Below are 17664 nucleotides of genomic sequence, written 5' to 3'. Positions count from 1 at the left end.
ACAACTTGCACCGTCTGCACAGCAGCCTCGGCTATCGCAGTCCCGCCGAATACGAGACCGCACTCGCAGCCTGACCACCACACCGATGGTGTCCGTCAAAGCGGAACAAGCTCAGTCGTCATGACCTCGGCACAGCATGCGATCGCCGAGATGCGAGAAGATCTGGAGGCCATGGACCGGCTAACCGACGTCCTAGCAACGGCGGTGCAACGGTCCGCGAGCCTGCTCGGCGCACGGCATCCTCAGGCCGGATCAGCCCGCGCCGCGCTCGCGGAAGCCCATCAGACCACCCAACGCGTCCGCGCACAGCAGCGCCCTTCCGTTCGATCTCGTCCCCTGGCTCACTCCGCGCCAGACGGTTCAGGTGCGCAGCCGCGCCAGCCGGCGCAGGGAAGCGAACGCGAGTCACCCGTGTCCAACACCGCCCGGGTCACCACGGTGGTGCCTCCTTCGCCAGCCGGTGATGCTGCTGAGGATCTACGGGGTCTCGTTACCCGGGCTCGGTTCGTCCTGTTCGGGTTCGACGGGCCGATCTGCCGTCTGTTCGCGGGACATGCAGCAGAATGGGCAGCGAACGACTTGGTGGAATGGCTCGAGGGGCGGGGCCTGCGTGGTCTGTTGACGGAGGCCGAACGGGATGGCCCAAACCTGCAGGTCATCTTGCATGCTGTCGACAGGCGGCACCCGAGTAGCGACTTGGTGTCGGAGCTGGAGGAGCGCGTCACTTTCGAGGAGATGAGGGCGGTGTCCTCAGCGATGCCCACAGCGTACGCGGACCCGCTGATCCGTACCTGGACAGCCGTCGGTGCACAGCTTGCGATCGTCACGAACCGCTCCTCGCGGGTGGCCCAGGAGTACCTGCGTAGCCGCGGCCTCATGGAGTGCTTTGTCTCCCGCATCTACGGTCGTACCGCAGCCCTCGATGGCCTCAAACCGAACCCGCACAACCTGAACCGGGCGTTGCACGCCATGGGAGCGACGCCTTCGGCCACATTGATGATCGGTGACACGCCTTCAGACTTCATCGCTGCGAGCAGCGTCGGCGTCTCGTTTCTCGGCTTTGCGCGCAACGAACGGACGGCCAAGCATTTGAGGGAGGCCGGTGCCGAACTGATAGTGGAGTCGCTGGAGCCGGTGTTGCGAGTCGTCCGCCGCGGATGAACCACTCTGACTGATTTCCCTCCATCCAGTCAGCACCCCCCGGACGGCCGCTGCACACGGCTCTCCTACCTGTGCAGGATCACTGGTCCGGTGTTGCATCAGATGACGGCAGCTATCGTCCTAGCCATCGCCTTGCAGCTGTCGATTACTCCGTCCGTGTTTCCGAGGCAGTGACGTTCAAGGCGGATGGCGCCGAGGCGCCGGGCTTCGTAGATCCTCTGGCGCCGCACAGCGTCCTCAGACTGGTCCGACGGCGACTTCCATGTGCGTGTGGACGTGCGGGAGTTCCTTCATCCTCGGAAGAGGCAGACCCCCCAGGACTATCTTCAGATCAGGCTTGCAAACGGCACATACACCTCGGACCCTGATCCCATCCATCGAATGCCCCACCGTGAGGCCGCTTGGCTGACCGCACTGTCCCCGATCGTCCTCATCGGCCGCACCCTGAAGCTGAGCCTGACGACCTGCCTCGCACTCGGCCTGGTCAGCGGCCTGGCCGCCGGCCTCCACGCCTGTCTCGGCTCCCCAACCGGCACCGCACGAGCCGTCAGCCCTCGGGCCAGCTTGCGCACCGATCGGGCCACCGTCATCACGCTAGGCGTCGCCCTAATGACTTCGGCGATCCTGATCCCCCTCCTTTCCTACTGCACATATCCGGTTTTTAAGCTTAAAGCCTCAGTGGAAGATATTTACATCTCTCTCCGGGCCTGGCTGCTCTTCAGCCCCTTCGCCGTCCTTCTCAGCGCCGGGGCTGGTTTCTCATCACCCGGCTGTGGCTGTGCGTTGCCGGACGACTCCCCTGGCGTCTCATGGCCTTCCTCGATGAAGCCCACCAGCGAGGAGTCTTCCGCCAGACCGGCGCCGCAGACGAGTTCCGACACACGCTTGCAAGAGCAACTCTCAGCCCCCGCCACGCAGTGCGTGGGCGGACACGGCCCTGCATGGCCTGCTGGGCCCTCGTCGAGCGAGGTGTCGCCCACCGGCAGGCAGGCCGCTACCTACCTGCTCAGGAGGACTTCGAACGAGCTGAGATGCCTGAGGGACAGGATCTGGGCTTGAGGTTCGAGAGGCTACTTCTGTTTACGGTTGTATAGGGTTCGCAACGTGCTTGGCGCGGTGGACAGATTTGCTCCTGTCCCGGGTCGAGACGCAAGAGGGGAATGCAACTCGGTTCTTCAAGTTACGCCTGGAACTCAGTGAGGTCGATGGCGTGAACGCGCAGAGGGTAGCCGTACACCGAGTGTACCGTCTCCCGCTCGGGCACCATGCCGAGTTTGCGGATGACGTTCTCGGAGGCGTTGTCCCCCACCCGGCTGATGCTGATGACGCGGTCCAGGCCGCGGTCCTGAAGCGCGAACTCCAGCGTGGCGTGCGCGGCTTCGGACGCGTACCCCTGGCCCCAGAACTGTGAGCCGAGCCGCCAGCTGATCGCCACGGCGGGCATCACCTCCGGCAGGAACTCGGGCACGGACAGTCCCGTAAAGCCGATCAGTTCGCCCGAGGCCAGCAACTCGACCGCGAAGAGTCCGAAGCCCTCCTCGTCCCACTCCTCCTCCCATCGCTCGATGGCCTCGGCCGTGTGGCCCAGGTCGCGCACCGAGCCGTCGTCGATCCAGCGCATCACCCGTGGGTCTGCGTTGATGTCCGCCATCGACACGAGGTCGTCGTCGTGCCAGCTACGGAGGAGGAGACGGGGCGTGCGGATCTCGGTCATGCGCCCATCGTGCCGAAGGCGAACGCCCCATCGGTAATCCGGCGTCCGCTCGCGCTGCCGTTCCGGAACCACAAGGGGCCAAGAAGCCTGAACCCGCGCCGTGATGGGAAAACATCGGGCCGATGACTGTGCAGACGACGCGGCACTTCGGCAATCGAGAGGTGGGACCGGTTCGGCAGCAGCCTGCCGCAGCACCAACATCATTCACGGAACTGCGGACAGAGCCTTGAATCTCCCCACCCTGCGCTCGGGGCGGGACAGACCTGCTCGGCTCGATTCCTCACCCGTAGGTCGCTGATGACCTGCGGGTGAGGCGCCGCAAAGGCGGGGCCGCCCGATAGCCAGCCAGGCCTTGACCCGGTCGCCGCCACAAACGGACACTGTGTACGAAGTACATGTCTTTCGTACATATGCCTCGCACATGAGGGTTCCCCATATGGGGGGAGGCCTGTCATGGCCTTCCGTACACGGTTCTGGCTGGAGGCCAGTCTCGGCGCCCTGTCGGGGCTGCTCCTCCTGGTCACGCTTGCCTGGCCGCAGTGGATCGAGACGGTCTTCGCCGTCGACCCCGACGCCGGCGACGGAACGGCCGAGTGGCTGGTCGTCGCCGTAACAGCCCTGGTCACCGTGGTGAGCGTCCTCGGCGCGCGGATCGAGTGGCGCCGGACCCACCCGGTCACCGCGCATTCTCCGCGGTAGCGGCTGAGGTGAGAGGAGGCTGCCATGCCTGACACGGTCACCGAACTCTTCGACAAGAGCGATCTGATTTTCGAGGGGACGGTCACCCACCTCGGCGAGAGCCGGGTCGCCAGCGTCCCGGCCGACGAGCATACGGCCGTGGTCCGGGTGTCCCAAGTACTGCACGCCAAGGACGCCTTCGCACGGCTCGCCGGCAGCGAGGTCACCGTGCGGCTGACCGACGACCGGGACCCGCCGGCCGTCGGCGAGACGGACGCGTTCTTCACCGGTGGGGCGGTGTACGGCGAGGGGCTCGTCGTACAGGAGATCGGCCGGCTGCCCACCGACGATGTGCGGCAGCACGTCGAACACGCGGCGACGCTCGGCGAGCGGATGCCGCTGTCCGACCTGGAGCGCACTCGTCAGAACAACACGCTGCTGTCCCACGCCGAGCAGGCGGCCGCGGTCGTGGTCGGCATCGTGGTGGGCCAAGAACAGCTCGGCGCGGAGCACACCGCCGACACGCCGGTGACGGAGCACGACCCCGACTGGTGGCTCGCGCACATCAACGTGGTCCATGTGGAACGCGGGGACGTGTCCGAGGGCCCTCTCGACGTGCTGTACTCCAACAGCCGGGACATCCACTGGCACACGGCGCCGGCCCCGGAAGCCTCCCAGGAGGGGATGTTCCTCCTGCACGCCACCGAGGGCGATCTGGCCGAGGTCGCGCGCTTCCAGATCCGCGACCGGCACGACGTCCAACCGGTGCACCGGCTGGAAACCATGCAGGCAGCCCGGAGGTGAACGGACATGCCCACGCTCAAAGTCGTCGACATCACCCCTGCCGCACTGAGCGGCAACCGCACTCAGGACTCTGAGCCGAGCCTCGCCGTCAACCCCGAGCATCCCAACGAGATGGTCGCGACCGCGCTCACCCCCGACCCCATGGGCGGCCCCCTCGCCCCCGTCTTCGTGTCGACCGACGGCGGGAACAGCTGGGTGATGCGGAGTATCGTCCCGGGTGGCACCCCCGACCTGGGCACCGGGGACATCTCCGTCGGCTTCGCCACCAAGGGCGGTGTCGTGTACGCGGGCATCCTGAACGGCGCGGCGGCGGTCAAGAAGATCACCCGCTTGCAGATCCTGCGCTCGCCGGGCGTCTCCTCGGCGGCGCCCATGGAGGTCGTGGTCTCCCGGGACCAGGTGGACCAGCCGTGGGTCGTGGCGGGCAGCGTCCAGGCCGGTGGCATCGCCCGTGACCGGGTCTACGTCACCAACAACGACCTGGGCCGGGGCCCGAGGTCCGCCGCCGTGGATTTGTCCGCCGACGGCCGGGCGGCCACGCCGAACGCCGGGTTCCGCGAGGGCACCCTCGAACAGCGCCCCACCGTCGGCCAGGACGGACCGCCCGTGCGGCTCGCCCTGCACCCCGGCGGGACGGTGTACGCCGCCTACGAGAGTTGGCAGAAGGCGAGGGACCTCGGTGGCGGCATCGTCGACGTCGTCTTCGACGTCGTCGTCACCCGGGATGACAGCGGAGGCATCGGGCCGAACGCCTTCCAGAACCTGAAGGACGCCACAGACTCGGCCATCGGCCAGCGGGTGGTGACAGGGATGTCCGAGCGGTTCAGCGCGTTGATGGGCCAGGAGCGGCTGGGCGGTGATCTGTCGATCGCGGTGGACCCCACGGACGCCGGCCATGTCTGGGTGGCCTGGTGCGACCGGGTGAGCCATCAGCCGGGCTGCACCCTGCACGTGCGCCGTTCCACCGACCACGGGCAGACCTGGGCGGACAATGTGCGCACGGTCACCGACGCCAAGAACCCGGCGCTGGCGGTGACCTCCGACTCCGTGCTCGGGCTGGCCTACCAGCAGTTCACACAGGGGCAGTGGGAGACGGCCCTTGAGGTGACGGGTGACGCCTGGCAGACCCCGGTCCAGCCGCTCGTGCTCCACCGGGCGCGGGCGGACATGCCGGTCGCCGAGTTCCTGCCGTACCTCGGCGACTACATGGGGCTGCTCGCCGTCGACCGGGACCTCTACGGGGTCTTCTCGGGCAACAACACGCCCGGCAGGTCCCATTTCCCGGACGCCGACGAGGTGGTGTTCCAGCGCAACGCTGACTTCGCGCACCACCAGCTGCTCGACCTGGATAACGCCACGCGTGTGCCGCCGTCCATCGACCCGTTCTTCTACCACTGGGCCGCCTAGCGTCCCGCGTTCGGTGCCGGGGCCGTCCGCACGAGGCGGCCCCGGCCCCGCTCATCTCCGCGCGCCGCTCCTCAGGGGGTACAGCCACCGTAGAAGGTGTCGGCCGGGGGCTCGGGGAGGCGGGTGAGGAGGGCGTCCAGGTCTGCCATCAGCTCCCGCTCGTCGTCGTAGTCGGCGAAGCGGGGAACAAGCGCGCGCAGCCGCGGGTACTCGGCGGCGGGCAACCGGTGCAGGCCGAGGCGCAGCAGGACGTCCGGTTCGTCGGGGTCGTCGACGACCTGGCGTTTGTCCATCAGGAGGCAGCCGAGGTTCCAGGCCACGACGGTGCGGTAGACCGTCAGCGCGGTGGCGTCGTCGAACCCGGCGCGGGCGAGGACCGCCAGCATGTGCTCGGTGAGCTGGAGCCATGCCTTCGGGCGCCGCGCCACGGGCACGGCGAGCGGCCGGGTGGCGACCACGGGCAGGATCTCCGGATGGGCGTGCACGACGCAGGCGAAGGACCGCACCACCCGGCGCAGTTCCGTGCGCCAGGGGGGGCTCGGCCGGTGCACCGCTCGTGTCGGCGCGCGGTTCCCGCGCCGTGGTGCGCAGCCGTTCGTTGACCTCCTCGAAGAAGGCCTCGACCAGGCCGTCGAGAAGGGCTTCCTTGCCGTCGACGTAGCGGTAGAGGGCCATGGGCTCCACGCCCAGGTCGGCCGCGAGGGCGCGCATGGTCAGGGCCGCGAGCCCGGCTCGATCGACGAGGGCGACGGCCGCGCCGAGCACCAGCGGACGGCTGAGGCGCCCGCGCCGCTCGGGAAGGTCGCGCTGGGCCATGGGGGTGCTCCGGATACGTCGTACACATTCTTCATAATTGTACGTTTTATCCCCGGATGAAAGCGTCTCTGTAAGTTCCGCGCTGTGCATATGGGGCGGCACGGAACTGCGGAACCGTCCGAAGATGTGGAAGAAGAACAAGCAGCGGACGGAGGACCCGCCTGGCAGTCGCACTCCCCGCAGGTCGAGAGGTGCGCGAGGACCTGCCGGCCGCGCTGTGGACTCGCGTCCGGACGGCGGCGCGGATGGGCGCAAGGCCGGTGCGCCGCGCCCGCCTGGACGGGCTAGATGTTGCGGGTCAGGACGTTGGTGACGTGAGTTGTTGGCAGATCAGCTGGTGAGCAAGTTGCGCCGTCGCGAGCAGGTCCTCGCGAGCCGTGTCGACGTTGGATCGCACCGACAATCCGTGCCAGACGGATTGGATGAGCCCGGTCAGGACCGCCGCGTCGGTGCCCGCGGCTAGTTCCCCGTCCTGGATCGCTCGTTCGATGCGCACGAGGAGGGCCTGCTCGTTCGAGCTGTGCAGCTCGGCGACGTAGGCGCTGGTATCGAGCGTGCTCGTGCTGTCGGTCATCACGGCGCTGCTGATGAGACATCCGGGGTGCGTGTCGCTTGGCTGGGTGAACTCGTGGACCGAGTCGGTGAGGATGCGTTCGATGACCATCTGGATGTCGTTCTCGGCGACTGCCTGCTGGTAGATCTCGCGGTAACGCTCGGCGTAGGTTCGCACCGCTTCCTCGAACAGTCCGGCCTTGCTACCGAAGGCGGCGTAGAGGCTGGAGGTGGAAAGCCCGAGGGTCGCGGCCAGGGTGCGGGTCGAGGTGCCGGAGTAGCCGCGTCGCCAGAAGAGGCGAGCGGCGTCAAGGACCGCACGGTCGCGGTCGAAGGCTCGGGGGCGTCCACGGTTGCGTTCAGTCACGCTTGCATTGTAGATCGTTCGCTCCATAATAGATTTATGGAGCGAACGATTCAGAAGAAGCTGTCGGTCGGCGGGGACAGCTGGGTCACGGTTGATGTGTACGGGGAGCCGGACAGTCCGGGCCTCGTCGTCGTCCCGGGCGTGATGAGCGATGCACATACGTGGCGCGATGTGGCTGGCGCCATCGACGCTTGGCCCTCAGTGGTAGTCGTGAACCGTCGTGGCCGTGCCCCCTCGGGGCCGTTGACCAACTCGTACTCGCTGCGGACAGAGGTTGAGGACCTCGGCGTGGTCCTTGACGAGTTCGACAGCGCGAGGGCTCTCTTCGGTTGGAGCTACGGCGGCGTGATCACCTTGCTGGCCGCCAACGAGCGCCCGATTCACCAGATGATCGCCTATGAGCCGGTGATGCAGCCGTTCGGACGCCATGCGCTGCCGGACCTGAAGGTGGCAGCGGAGACGGTGGACTGGGATCGCTGCGTCGAGATCGTCAATCGGCAGATCTCCGGCTTCTCCGCAGCGTATGTCGATGACCTTCGGGCCGATCCTCATGGTTGGGCGATACTGCGTCGCTTGAGCGGACCGCTGTACGCCGAACTCGGCGCGCTCAACGCGACACCGCCTCCGGATGTGATGGCACAGCAGGCGGAGCAAGTCGACTTGATCATCGGCCAGCGTAATCGCGGAACGGCCCCCTACGGAACGTCGTTCGACCTCGTGCGGCAGCACGTCGCGCATGCCGGAGTCCACGAACTTCCTGGCCAGGGTCACCTGGCCCACATTCAGGCGCCGGCAGAGCTGGGGCGCCTGCTCAACAACCTCGCCGCGATCTGATGGGCACCCATGCCAACGCGCCGCTCTCCATTGAGGGCCGCAGGCGACTTGTCGAGCGATGCCAGTCACGTCCGATCGTCCACGTTGCTGCGGAGATGGGCATCTCCAGGGCATGCGCGTCCAAGTGGGTCAATCGGTACCGTCGCCATGGTGAGCTCGGCCTGCACGACCGGTCCTCCACACCGCACCGTCAACCCACAGCCACAACGGGCGAGGTAGTGGAGCGGATCGAGCAGATTCGCCGAACCCACAAGTGGTCCGCAGGACGAATCGCCTTCGAACTCAGCCAAACTCGGCCCACTGTGAGCCGTCGCACCGTCACCCGGCACCTCTCCCATCTCGGTCTGAGCAGACTCCGATTCATCGATCCCGACGGCCACACCACTCGGAAACCACGCACAATCACCGATCGCCGGCCGGGACACATGGTGCACATCGACGTGAAGAAGGTCGGACAGATACCTGACGGCGGCGGATGGCGAGCCCACGGCCGAGACAGCGACCACTCCCGGGCAGTCAGCCGGAACAAGAAGAAGACCGGCCGTGGAGGGTACGTGTACCTACACTCCGCGGTCGACGGGCACACCCGCCTCGCCTACACCGAGCCCTTGCCTGATGAGAAAGCCTCGACGGCGATTGCATTCCTGCACCGAGCCAGGGCGTGGTTTGCTGCACACGGCATTACCCGCATCGAACGGCTCGTTACCGACAATGGTGCCTGCTACCGGGCCGACGCGTTCACCCGCGCCCTACTCAGCTCACGGCACCAACGGATCCGACCGTACACGCCCCGGCACAACGGGAAAGTGGAACGGTACAACCGGATCCTGGCAGAAGAGTTCCTGTACGCGCGCACCTGGACCTCCGAAAACCAGCGCGCCCAGGCGCTGGCGGTGTGGAACATCCACTACAACTACCACCGACCTCACACCGCCCTCGACGGACAACCACCCGCGACAACACTCAGGCAGACCGTCACCAACGTCCTGGCCTCATACACCTAGGGGCGGTCGGCCCGTCAGCCACGACGCCGACCTCTACAAGGAGAGGAACACCGCCGAGCGCCTGATCAACAAGCTGAAGGCCTGGCGAGGCATCGCCACCCGATACGACAAAACCCCGGACAACTACCTCGTCGGCCTCCACTTTCGCGCTTCGATGATCTGGCTCAAAGACCTCTGAGTGAGGCCGGCTCCGGGCGATGTGAAGCCGAGCGCGCTCCCGCCCTCGGGGGCCACAGCCCCGATCCCGGTGCCGGGCTGCATCGGGTCGGCGTAGAACATGCCGTCGCGGGCGCGGCTGCTGCTGCGACCATCACCGACTGCTTCCGTCCCTGACCCGTCCGGGGGCCTCTTCGGCCCCCCGGACAACGTGTCAGTTCCCGCCGCGGGACCGTCGGGAGAGCGCTACGGCCACACCACCGGCCAGCAACAGCGCGCCGGCCGCCCAGACGATCTGGCCGCCGCCGAATCCGGTGTCGGCCAGCGGTCCGGACCCTGCGGAAGGGCCGCCCGAAACGGAGCTGGACGCTCCGGGCGTACCGCCGCCCCCGGACCCGCCGGCCGTGCCGCCGCCCGCGGAGCCGCCCTGCGCCAGCCGCAGGGTCAGCGCCGCGCTGTCGTTGGAGGCGTCGGGGTCGAGCCCCTTCATGAACTCCAGCGTGCGGACCTGGCCCGTGGAGACGGCCGGGGTACGGGGGCCGATAGCGACGGTGAACGACAGGACGTGTCTGTCCCCCGGGGCGGGGTCGCCGAAGGTGCACTGGTAGGAGGACCGGCCCATCCGGGGGCCGGGGTCCGACCCGTCGTCCGTGGGCGGCGGCTGGCAGTTGTCCGGGATCTTCGTGGCCTTCGTGCCCGGCGGCAGCTTGACGAGGACCGGGAGGAAGGCGTCCTCGTCGAGGAGGTCCTGCACCACCGCTGGCCCCCGGTCGATCACCGTGGCGTGCAGCGTGGCGTGACCGCCGCGCCGCCCGGTGACGGTGTCCCCGGTGACGGCGAAGTCGGCGTGGTTGACGCTGTTGACGTAGGTGGTGAAGTACGGGTCGATGTTCCCGTCGGACGGCATCGCGCCCCTCGGGACCAGGGCCAGCGGGATCCCGGGGCCGTTCGCCGGGGCGGCGCTGGTCAGCGGGGTGAACTCGTAGAAGATCTTGTCGCGCAGGGCCTCGTCGCCGACCTTGACGCGCAGCGGCGACGACAACGCGTACTGCCGGCCGGGCTCCACCGGGGTGGGGAAGTCGCACAGGGTCTCGCGCACGATGTGCCCCCCGCGGTCGCTCGCGGGCACGTCGCGGCAGTTGGCCCAGTGGCCCTGGAGGTGCAGCCCGGCGGTGGTGTCGATCCGCAGCTCCACCCCCTTGGCCGCAGGGAGTTGGCCGTTGTTCCACACGTCGAGCGGAAAGGTCAGCATGTCGCCCGGCACCTGGTCCAGCTGCTCGGCGGACGCGCTCACCTTCAGCTGCGTCTTGCCGTTGGTCAGGGTGAGGTGGTCGCCGGTGACGGTGGCGTCCGACGCCGTGCCGGAGACGGTCACGGTGCCGCTGCTGCCGACGGCCGCACCGGGCTTCGGCACCAGCGTGATGACGTGGTAGTCCGAGGTTGCGGACGCCAGGTCCAGCGTGCAGAGGTTGCCGTTGCAGTGCTCCGACGGTGCCGGCTCGGCGAAGTCGGCCACTTTGGACAGGTCGACAGTCAGGTGGACGTGGTGTGCCGTGCCCCCGCCGGCCACCTTCCACCGGTAGACCAGGTTCACGCTCGCAGGCTCCGTCCCGATGAAGACGTCGTGCTCGGTGAACCGGACCGTCATCCCTCGTGCGGCGTCCGCCGTGTCGGCGCGGGCCGGACCCGTGCCGAACACCCCCGCCACCAGCGCCACCGCACCCGCCGCCGCCGTCGCGACCGCGCGTACCCGTGATCGTCGTGCCATACGACCGAAACCTTCCCCGTGCGCCGGGAGGGTCCCGGCCCGCCGTGCTTCACGGGTGTGACCCGCGAGGTGCGGAAATGGTTGCGGCCAGCCGGGCTCAGGTGTCCGCGCTGCCGGGCACGATGTGACGTGGTCTAGGAGCCTCTAAGGCGTGTCCGGCGGATCACGCTGCCGCCGGATCGGTGAAGCGGGTCATCTGATGCGGCACCCCGAGAATCTGGCCGACGGAGAACGCCAACCGTTCGCCGTCCTACTTGCCCACTGCCCTGAGCTGAAGGTCCTCCACGAGCACGTCCGCGGCTTCGCAGAGATCCTTCAAACTCGCTCCGGTCAGCACATCAAAGACTGGATCGTCGCTGTCCGCACCGCGGACTTGCCCCGATTGCATGCATTCGCCACCGGTCTCGAGAAGGACCAGGATGCCGTGCTCCAGGGCCTGAGCACACGCTGGAACTCCGGCCTCGTCGAGGGGTGCGTCAATCACATCAAGATGATCAAACGCCAGTTGTTCGGACGAGCCAAGCTCCCCCTGCTCCGCAAACGCGTCCTTCTCACAGCGGCAGCAAACAGGTGACCCGGAAGCCAGGCCTGTCAGACCCCTGCGGCATGCTCACCCGCATGAACGAAGACGCCTTCTGGCAGCTCATCGAGGACTGCAGGCCCACAGAACCTGACCCGGACGCCGAGGTCCTTGCAGCCACGCTGACCGAGCGGCTTGCCCAGTCCCCGTTGTCGCTGGTCATCGGCTTTGCCGAACAGCTGTCATGGGCGCTCTACCGACTGGACCGCAAGGAATACGGACACGAACCTGTCCGATGACGCCTTCCTCTACACCCGTGCTGCGGTCGTCGCCGCTGGCCGCACCGCATTCGACAGCGTCCTCCGGGACCCGGCGGCCTTCACTCCTAATGCCACCGACCTCATCTGGGCCGAGCCCCTGCTCTACACACCGGACCGGGCATACGAACGCATTACCGGGGAGGAATGGGATCGCGATACTCGCTACTCCTACGAATCCTGCTCGAACGCCGAGGGCTGGGCTGATTGAACAGCATCGCCTGCGGCTGGTGACGAACTCCAGCGCCGTTGATCGTCCTCACGGAATGTGTGCCAGAACCTCCTAGAGATCAACGAAGCCAAGCTGCCACTCCCACGGCCCATCCGGGTCGAGCACGGTGACCGCGAGCACATGAGCGACACCGTGCGGACGTAGCAGGCGGGCCCGCCCCAGGGCCCGGGCGGCACGGCCAGGGCGCTCGGCGTGACCGCCCGGTGCACATCGGTCAGCCGGCGGGGGCGGGCGCCGCCGTCGCCGGAGCCGGGACGCCGGGGAAGCGCATGGAGATCCCGAAGGGCTTGAACAGCGCGGACTGGGGTGCGTACCGCATATAGGCATCGCGCAGGAAGCGATGCAGCGGGCGGTCCTCCTGCTCGATCCCGCTGAGCCTGTGAGACGTCTCGACCAGCCACTTGGTGCGGTCGCGGCGCTGCTGCTCGTATGCGCGCAGGGCCCGCACCGGATCGCCGTGGGCAGCGCAGTTGGCCGCCAGCACCACCGCGTCCTCGACGGCCGAGCTCCCGCCCTGCACGAGGCTGGTGAGCATCGGGTGCGCCGCGTCGCCGAGCAGGGTGACCGGCCCCTCGCCCCAGTGCTCCAGGAACGGACGGTCCTGGGCGGGGACCGGGATGACGGCTCCCGGCTCGGTGGCCCGGATGGCCGCCGTCACCTCGTCCGCCCAGCCGTCGAAGGCCCGCAGGACGTCTTCCTTGGTGCCGTTCCAGGAGCGGGAGGCCTCGTTCGACATGTTCCTCGTGCCCCACCAGTAGGCCAGTCCGTGGCCGATGTCGTGCAGCCCGAAGCGCTGGCCCCGGCCCCAGTAGTGACCGGTGAACCCCGTGGTCAGCCGCGGATGCTCGAAGGGCGTGACGGCGAGCCAGCAGACGTAGCCCGCCTCACGGACCGCGGCGGGGCCGGCCAGCTGCCGCCGTATCACGGAGTGGATGCCGTCGGCTCCGATGAGCAGGTCGCCGTGCGCCTCGCGACCGTCCGCGAAACGGACCCGGACACCGTCGGTACCGGTCTCGAAGTGGGTCGCGGCCGCACCGAGTGTGACGGAGCAGTCCCCCGCAGCCTCCAGCAGAGCCGCCTGGAGTTCGCTGCGGGAGATGCAGACGCTCGGTGCGCTGAGCGCCGCGGAGTTCTCCTTGTACGGCAGGACCCTGAGGGTGCGTCCGGTGGGAGACATCATCTCCACGTGCTCGATGATCTGGCCGCGCCGCTCCAGGCCGAGGTCGATCCCGAGGGTGCGCAGCGCGGTCATGGCGTTGGACATGATGGACAGCCCGGAGCCCGCCGCGCGCAACTCGCTCGCACGCTCGTAGACCTCGACCTCGTATCCGACGCGGCGGAGCGTGACGGCGACGGACAGCCCACCGATGCCGCCCCCGATGATGAGTGCTTTGGGCCGATGAGTAGCGTTCATGATCCCTGCTCCTGGTCGGGTCCGGTCAGCGCCGCGAGCCGTTCGGCTACGTGCTTCACATATGGTTCCTCGACCACCTGGAGGTGGTCGCCGGGAACGTCGACGATGTCGATACGTCCTGTGGTCAGTGCCCCCCACCCGTTCGTCGGGTCGTGGTACATGCTGCCCACAGCCCCGTGCAGCGGCTTGAGGACCTCCGGGAGGGAGCCCGTGGCGTGCAGCAACGTCAGGTCCTGGTCGAGCACTTCGGGCCGGTGGTCGACCAGCGCCTGGTAGTTGGCCTGGAAGACGCGGTAGAGGCGGCGCACGGCGTCGGGAGAACTCCCCTCGGGCAGCACGCCGTTGCGCGTCGCCAGCTCCGCGATGCGGCGAAACACCTGCTCCTCGGTGCGCACCTCGCGGGAGACCGCCTCGACCGGAGTGTCACTGCCGCCGTCCAGCCACAGCAGTTCCCAGAAGAAGAAGGTCAGCAGGGTGCCGTCGTTCACGTCCCGTGGTGCGTCGGGGTTCAGGGCGACGGTGTCGAGGAGGACCAGGTGGGCGATCTCCTCGCCGGCCACGCGGAGCTGTCGGGCCATCTCGAAGGCGACGAAACCGCCGAACGACCAGCCGCCCACCGTGTACGGGCCGTGCGGCTGCGCACGCCGGACCGCCTCGACGTAGGTGCGGGCCAGCTCGGGGATCGAGGCGAGGGGCTCGGTTCCCAGGGCGGCGCCGGGCGCCTGCAGCGCGTAGAAGGGCTGGTCCTCCGGCAGCTGCCGGGCCAGCGGCAGGTAGCAGAGCACGTTGCCGCCCATGGGGTGCACGAAGTACACCGGCGGGCGGGCGCCACCGGGGCGCAGCAGCACCAACGGGTCGAAGCCAGGCTCGTCGTCCGCGGCGCGCAGCCGGCGGGCGAGTCCGGCGATCGTCGGAGCGGCGACGAAGTCGGAGAGCGGGACCGCCACGCCGTGCCGCTGCTCGATGAGCACCATCAGCCGCATCGCGGTGAGCGAGGTGCCGCCCGCGTCGAAGATGCTGTCGTGCACGCCGAGTTCGGGTACTCCGAGCAGTTCCGCTGCCAGGCCGGCGAGGTCCCGCTCGAGCGCGTCGCGCGGTGCCGTGCCGCTCGCCGACGCGGACGAGTCCAGGGGCAGCCGCCGCAGGGCCGCGTCGTCCCGTTTGCCGCTCGGCGTGCGCGGGAGCGCGTCCAGCCAGGTCAGGTGGGAGGGCACGAGGTGCTCGGGGAGCACCAAGCGCAGCCGCTCGCGCACTTCACGCGCGTCCGGACGGGCGCAGCCGTCGCCGGCGCCCACGAGGAACGCGGCGAGGTGGGCGTCGGCGCCGCGGTGGCGGACGACGACCGCTGTCTCCCGCAGGCAGGGCAGTCCCAGTCCCATGAGGGCCAGTTCCACCTCGGCCGGCTCGACGCGGAAGCCGCGGACCTTCACCTGTGTGTCGGCGCGTCCCGTGCAGACGATGTCGCCGGAGGGCAGGAGGTGGCCGAGGTCACCGGTCCGGTACAGCCGCGTGCCCGAGGGGCCCTGGACGAACCGCTCAGCGGTGAGCGCGGGTGAGTTGACGTACCCGTCGGCGAGGGCCACGCCCGCGATGTGGATCTCTCCGGGTGCGCCCACCGGGACGGGCCGCAGCCGGGAGTCGAGCACCCGCACCGTCGCTCCCTCGATCGCGGTACCGATCGGCGGCAGAGCGGGGAACCACTCCGGGTCACCGGTGAGGGTGAAGCTGGTGACGACATGTGACTCGGTCGGTCCGTACTGGTTCTCCAGGACGGCACCGGGCAGTCGCCGGCACAGCCGCCGTATCTCCCCGGTCACCCGCAGCTGCTCGCCGGAGGAGACCAGCACCCGAAGGCCCCGCGGCACGAGCCCCAGCGCGTCGGACGCCTCCGCCAGCTGCTGCAGGGCGACGTACGGCATGAAGACCCGCTCGACGCCCTGCTCGTCCAGGAGCCGCAGCAGTCCCGGCATGTCGTGGCGCTGCTCCTCCGAGACCAGGTGCAGGGTGCCACCGGAGCAGAGGGTGGAGAAGATCTCCTGGAAAGAGACGTCGAAGCTCAGTGGTGCGTACTGCAGCGTGGCGCCACCCACGGCACCGCTGGCCCTGCGGTTCTGCCAGGCCACCAGATTGTCCAGGGCCCGGTGCGGCATGGCGACGCCCCACTGAGGTGCCCGGCAGCCGAGCCCTGTTCGTCATCCACCAGTACGGATGTTCCCAGCAAGGACTGTCCTCCAAGCAGTTCAACGAGCGCCTTCAGCAGACAGTCGACACCACCCTGCAACGGGCAGGGATCGCCGCCGGCCGCGAGGACCACAACATCAACGCCACCAGCCTCGACAGCACGGCCCGAGACCCGCTGCGGGTGCCCTGGGCGAACTACCCGCTGCATCCGGTGGCCTGCGCCCGTCTGATCGGCGACTACACCGTGGCCACCATGGAGACCTCCGGTCCTGCGCTGACCCGCCTGCTGCAGGTGGCCGGCCTAGACGCGCGCTGGGTCCGCCCGCCAGGGAAGGCCGACCTGCAACAGGGCGAGGTCGTCATGAAGATCCACCAACAGGAACAACTGCGGGCCGTGGCGCTACCGGGCGGCCTGACGATGACGCCGGGCTGGACGCTGCAGATGCGCCGCTCCGAGCTGGAGCGCTACCTGCTTGAGCTGCTGCGCCCGGGCTCATGGGTTGCGGGCATCAAACACGTCCTCGCCGCACGACAGGCCGGGCAGCCGTGGCCGCACTACCGCAACGAACACGAGATTTGGGTATAGCGAGCCGCCAGCCAGTGCCCCGCCCCGGTGGCCACCTCACTGGCGACGTAGAGGGCCGCCCCGGGCGATCTCCTCCGGCTCGGCCGGGCGACCTGCCAGAGACGTCTTGGTCAGGGCGTCGAGGGCGGCAACCGTCGGTGTTGTTCCCGGCGTGCAGGTGGGGCCCGGGCGGGGTCGCCTGGTCGCAGGTACGCTGCCTCGACTCCTCGTTCCCGCGCGCCGCCGTCACGCCCGCGCCCAAGGGCCGCTACGCCACACTGAAGGTCCGCGGCATCGCCGAGGCCGGTGCACAGATCGACCAAAGGTCGCGGCCCCGGCCTCCGCTGAAACGGGCCGCGTTTCCCCGCTTGCCATGGGCGATCACGCCGCCGTACATTCCCTGCACCCGGCTTGTCCAGCCGCTTCGTCTATCCCCTTTGAGCACATGAGGAGCGCCCGGTATGACGGGTGTACTGGCGGTCGCAGGCGGCACCGCATCCGGCAAGTCCACCCTTGCCGAAGCCCTGTCGCTGCAGTGTCCCGAAAGCATCGCGCTGGTCCATCTGGACGACTACTACGTGCCCGCGCACGACCCCCTGAGGGGCGTGTGGACGGTCAGTGCCGACGGGCACGCCGTCCTCGACTGGAACCATCCGGGGTCGATCGACGAGACAGCGGTGACACACGCCATTGACGCGGCGCTGCTGCGCCCCGGCGTGCTGCTGGTCGTGGTCGAGGGCCTGTTCGCGCTGTCACTGCCGTCCGTGCTCCGGCGAGCGGCGTGGCGGGTGTATGTCGACACCCCCGACGACATACGCCTGGCCCGCAAGATCCTCCGGAAGATCGAGGTACAGCGGCAGGACCCCCGACTGTCCCTACGCAACTATCTGCAGACCGGCAGGGACCGCCACGCAGCCCACGTCGCGCCCTCCCGGACGGCGGCCGATCTGGTCGTGAACGGGACCGCGAGCGAGACGGAGATGCTGGCGGCCGTCATGCCGCTGATCGGGTCGGCCCTCTCGCCGCCGCCCGCGGCGCCCTCGCGGGCACGGGAGGTGCGCGGTGTGACCCGTACTCCCGGGGCCCCGGCGTTCGCGCTGTGACGTGCCCGGGGGCACCAGCCCCAGTGAGGGACGCCGCGTGATCACGCTTCTCAGCACATGCTGTCAGCTCG

General features: G+C 68.6%; 15 protein-coding genes and 2 pseudogenes. 11 read left to right on the top strand and 6 right to left on the bottom strand.

The genetic code is table 11. The features are described 5' to 3' along the window. The first annotated feature begins 441 nt into the window (after window positions 1-441). Complete coding sequence (locus tag ACH45E_RS39235) at window positions 442-1161, top strand: HAD-IA family hydrolase (RefSeq protein WP_361457223.1); 720 nt, start codon at window positions 442-444, stop codon at window positions 1159-1161. Window positions 1162-2341: 1180 nt separating this feature from the next. Here ACH45E_RS39235 and ACH45E_RS39230 read toward each other — a convergent pair. Next, on the bottom strand, window positions 2342-2875 hold the full coding sequence (locus tag ACH45E_RS39230; RefSeq protein WP_361457214.1) for a GNAT family N-acetyltransferase: 534 nt from the start codon (window positions 2873-2875) through the stop codon (window positions 2342-2344). Window positions 2876-3328: 453 nt separating this feature from the next. On the opposite strand from ACH45E_RS39230, the gene ACH45E_RS39225 reads away from it, so the two are divergent. From ACH45E_RS39225 to ACH45E_RS39215, 3 genes are read left to right on the top strand one after another with little or no spacing between them, the layout of a single operon-like run. Next, window positions 3329-3574 carry an ABC transporter permease gene (locus ACH45E_RS39225; protein WP_361457211.1) on the top strand — a complete coding sequence of 82 codons (246 nt, stop codon included), beginning with the start codon at window positions 3329-3331 and terminating at the stop codon, window positions 3572-3574. Window positions 3575-3598: 24 nt separating this feature from the next. Then, window positions 3599-4357 carry a hypothetical protein gene (locus ACH45E_RS39220; RefSeq protein WP_361457208.1) on the top strand — a complete coding sequence of 253 codons (759 nt, stop codon included), beginning with the start codon at window positions 3599-3601 and terminating at the stop codon, window positions 4355-4357. Window positions 4358-4363: 6 nt separating this feature from the next. Next, window positions 4364-5764 carry a hypothetical protein gene (locus ACH45E_RS39215; protein ID WP_361457205.1) on the top strand — a complete coding sequence of 467 codons (1401 nt, stop codon included), beginning with the start codon at window positions 4364-4366 and terminating at the stop codon, window positions 5762-5764. A gap of 71 nt (window positions 5765-5835) precedes the next feature. Here ACH45E_RS39215 and ACH45E_RS39210 read toward each other — a convergent pair whose 3' ends face one another. Both ACH45E_RS39210 and ACH45E_RS39205 read right to left on the bottom strand, forming a co-directional pair. After that, on the bottom strand, window positions 5836-6273 hold the full coding sequence (locus ACH45E_RS39210) for a hypothetical protein (RefSeq protein WP_399042470.1): 438 nt from the start codon (window positions 6271-6273) through the stop codon (window positions 5836-5838). Window positions 6274-6878: 605 nt separating this feature from the next. Next, window positions 6879-7499 carry a TetR/AcrR family transcriptional regulator gene (locus ACH45E_RS39205; protein ID WP_361457202.1) on the bottom strand — a complete coding sequence of 207 codons (621 nt, stop codon included), beginning with the start codon at window positions 7497-7499 and terminating at the stop codon, window positions 6879-6881. A 36-nt stretch (window positions 7500-7535) separates the two neighbouring features. Between ACH45E_RS39205 and ACH45E_RS39200 the strand changes: the two genes are divergently transcribed. The 3 genes and pseudogenes from ACH45E_RS39200 to ACH45E_RS39190 all read left to right on the top strand — a co-directional run. Next, entirely contained in the window at window positions 7536-8333 is a 798-nt protein-coding gene (locus tag ACH45E_RS39200) for an alpha/beta hydrolase (protein WP_361457199.1), read from the top strand. Continuing rightward, window positions 8333-9337: an IS481 family transposase gene (locus tag ACH45E_RS39195; protein ID WP_361457196.1), complete on the top strand. Its 1005-nt coding sequence runs from the start codon at window positions 8333-8335 to the stop codon at window positions 9335-9337. Before ACH45E_RS39200 ends, ACH45E_RS39195 begins: the two co-directional genes overlap by 1 nt. Continuing rightward, a pseudogene (locus ACH45E_RS39190) lies at window positions 9336-9515 on the top strand (IS5/IS1182 family transposase); the annotation flags it as partial. The gene ACH45E_RS39195 and the pseudogene ACH45E_RS39190, both read left to right, overlap by 2 nt. 192 nt (window positions 9516-9707) lie before the next feature. On the opposite strand, the gene ACH45E_RS39185 reads toward ACH45E_RS39190, so the two are convergent. Continuing rightward, on the bottom strand, window positions 9708-11261 hold the full coding sequence (locus ACH45E_RS39185) for a hypothetical protein (protein WP_361457193.1): 1554 nt from the start codon (window positions 11259-11261) through the stop codon (window positions 9708-9710). Window positions 11262-11412: 151 nt separating this feature from the next. On the opposite strand from ACH45E_RS39185, the gene ACH45E_RS39180 reads away from it, so the two are divergent. Together ACH45E_RS39180 and ACH45E_RS39175 are read left to right on the top strand one after the other, a co-directional pair. Next, window positions 11413-11835, top strand: a complete 423-nt coding sequence (locus ACH45E_RS39180; protein ID WP_361457191.1) for a transposase — start codon at window positions 11413-11415, stop codon at window positions 11833-11835. A 32-nt stretch (window positions 11836-11867) separates the two neighbouring features. Continuing rightward, a pseudogene (locus tag ACH45E_RS39175) lies at window positions 11868-12309 on the top strand (DUF4240 domain-containing protein). A gap of 235 nt (window positions 12310-12544) precedes the next feature. On the opposite strand, the gene ACH45E_RS39170 reads toward ACH45E_RS39175, so the two are convergent. Both ACH45E_RS39170 and ACH45E_RS39165 read right to left on the bottom strand, forming a co-directional pair. After that, window positions 12545-13744 carry an FAD-dependent monooxygenase gene (locus tag ACH45E_RS39170; protein ID WP_361457188.1) on the bottom strand — a complete coding sequence of 400 codons (1200 nt, stop codon included), beginning with the start codon at window positions 13742-13744 and terminating at the stop codon, window positions 12545-12547. Next, window positions 13741-15894 carry a non-ribosomal peptide synthetase gene (locus ACH45E_RS39165; protein ID WP_361457185.1) on the bottom strand — a complete coding sequence of 718 codons (2154 nt, stop codon included), beginning with the start codon at window positions 15892-15894 and terminating at the stop codon, window positions 13741-13743. Before ACH45E_RS39165 ends, ACH45E_RS39170 begins: the two co-directional genes overlap by 4 nt. Window positions 15895-15911: 17 nt before the next feature. Here ACH45E_RS39165 and ACH45E_RS39160 point away from each other — a divergent pair, with 17 nt between their 5' ends. Together ACH45E_RS39160 and ACH45E_RS39155 are read left to right on the top strand one after the other, a co-directional pair. Then, window positions 15912-16511, top strand: coding sequence for a hypothetical protein (locus tag ACH45E_RS39160; protein WP_361457182.1), 600 nt, complete (start codon window positions 15912-15914; stop codon window positions 16509-16511). 440 nt (window positions 16512-16951) lie between these two features. Then, on the top strand, window positions 16952-17593 hold the full coding sequence (locus tag ACH45E_RS39155) for a hypothetical protein (RefSeq protein WP_361457179.1): 642 nt from the start codon (window positions 16952-16954) through the stop codon (window positions 17591-17593). Window positions 17594-17664 lie beyond the last annotated feature (71 nt).

It is taken from the genome of Streptomyces sp. NPDC020299 (assembly GCF_044387825.1).
Classification (GTDB): domain Bacteria; phylum Actinomycetota; class Actinomycetes; order Streptomycetales; family Streptomycetaceae; genus Streptomyces.
The sequence above is the reverse complement of the archived record's forward strand: the minus strand, read 5'-3'. Positions and strand labels throughout refer to the sequence as shown.

Excerpts from the sequence above, each read along its gene's own strand:
- ACH45E_RS39215 (WP_361457205.1), top strand. The coding sequence starts at position 4,364 with ATGCCCACGCTCAAAGTCGTCGACATCACCCCTGCCGCACTGAGCGGC.
- ACH45E_RS39225 (WP_361457211.1), top strand. The coding sequence starts at position 3,329 with ATGGCCTTCCGTACACGGTTCTGGCTGGAGGCCAGTCTCGGCGCCCTG.
- ACH45E_RS39230 (WP_361457214.1), bottom strand. The coding sequence starts at position 2,875 with ATGACCGAGATCCGCACGCCCCGTCTCCTCCTCCGTAGCTGGCACGAC.
- ACH45E_RS39155 (WP_361457179.1), top strand. The coding sequence starts at position 16,952 with ATGACGGGTGTACTGGCGGTCGCAGGCGGCACCGCATCCGGCAAGTCC.
- ACH45E_RS39220 (WP_361457208.1), top strand. The coding sequence starts at position 3,599 with ATGCCTGACACGGTCACCGAACTCTTCGACAAGAGCGATCTGATTTTC.
- ACH45E_RS39170 (WP_361457188.1), bottom strand. The coding sequence starts at position 13,744 with ATGAACGCTACTCATCGGCCCAAAGCACTCATCATCGGGGGCGGCATC.
- ACH45E_RS39195 (WP_361457196.1), top strand. The coding sequence starts at position 8,333 with ATGGGCACCCATGCCAACGCGCCGCTCTCCATTGAGGGCCGCAGGCGA.
- ACH45E_RS39185 (WP_361457193.1), bottom strand. The coding sequence starts at position 11,261 with ATGGCACGACGATCACGGGTACGCGCGGTCGCGACGGCGGCGGCGGGT.
- ACH45E_RS39165 (WP_361457185.1), bottom strand. The coding sequence starts at position 15,894 with ATGCCGCACCGGGCCCTGGACAATCTGGTGGCCTGGCAGAACCGCAGG.
- ACH45E_RS39200 (WP_361457199.1), top strand. The coding sequence starts at position 7,536 with ATGGAGCGAACGATTCAGAAGAAGCTGTCGGTCGGCGGGGACAGCTGG.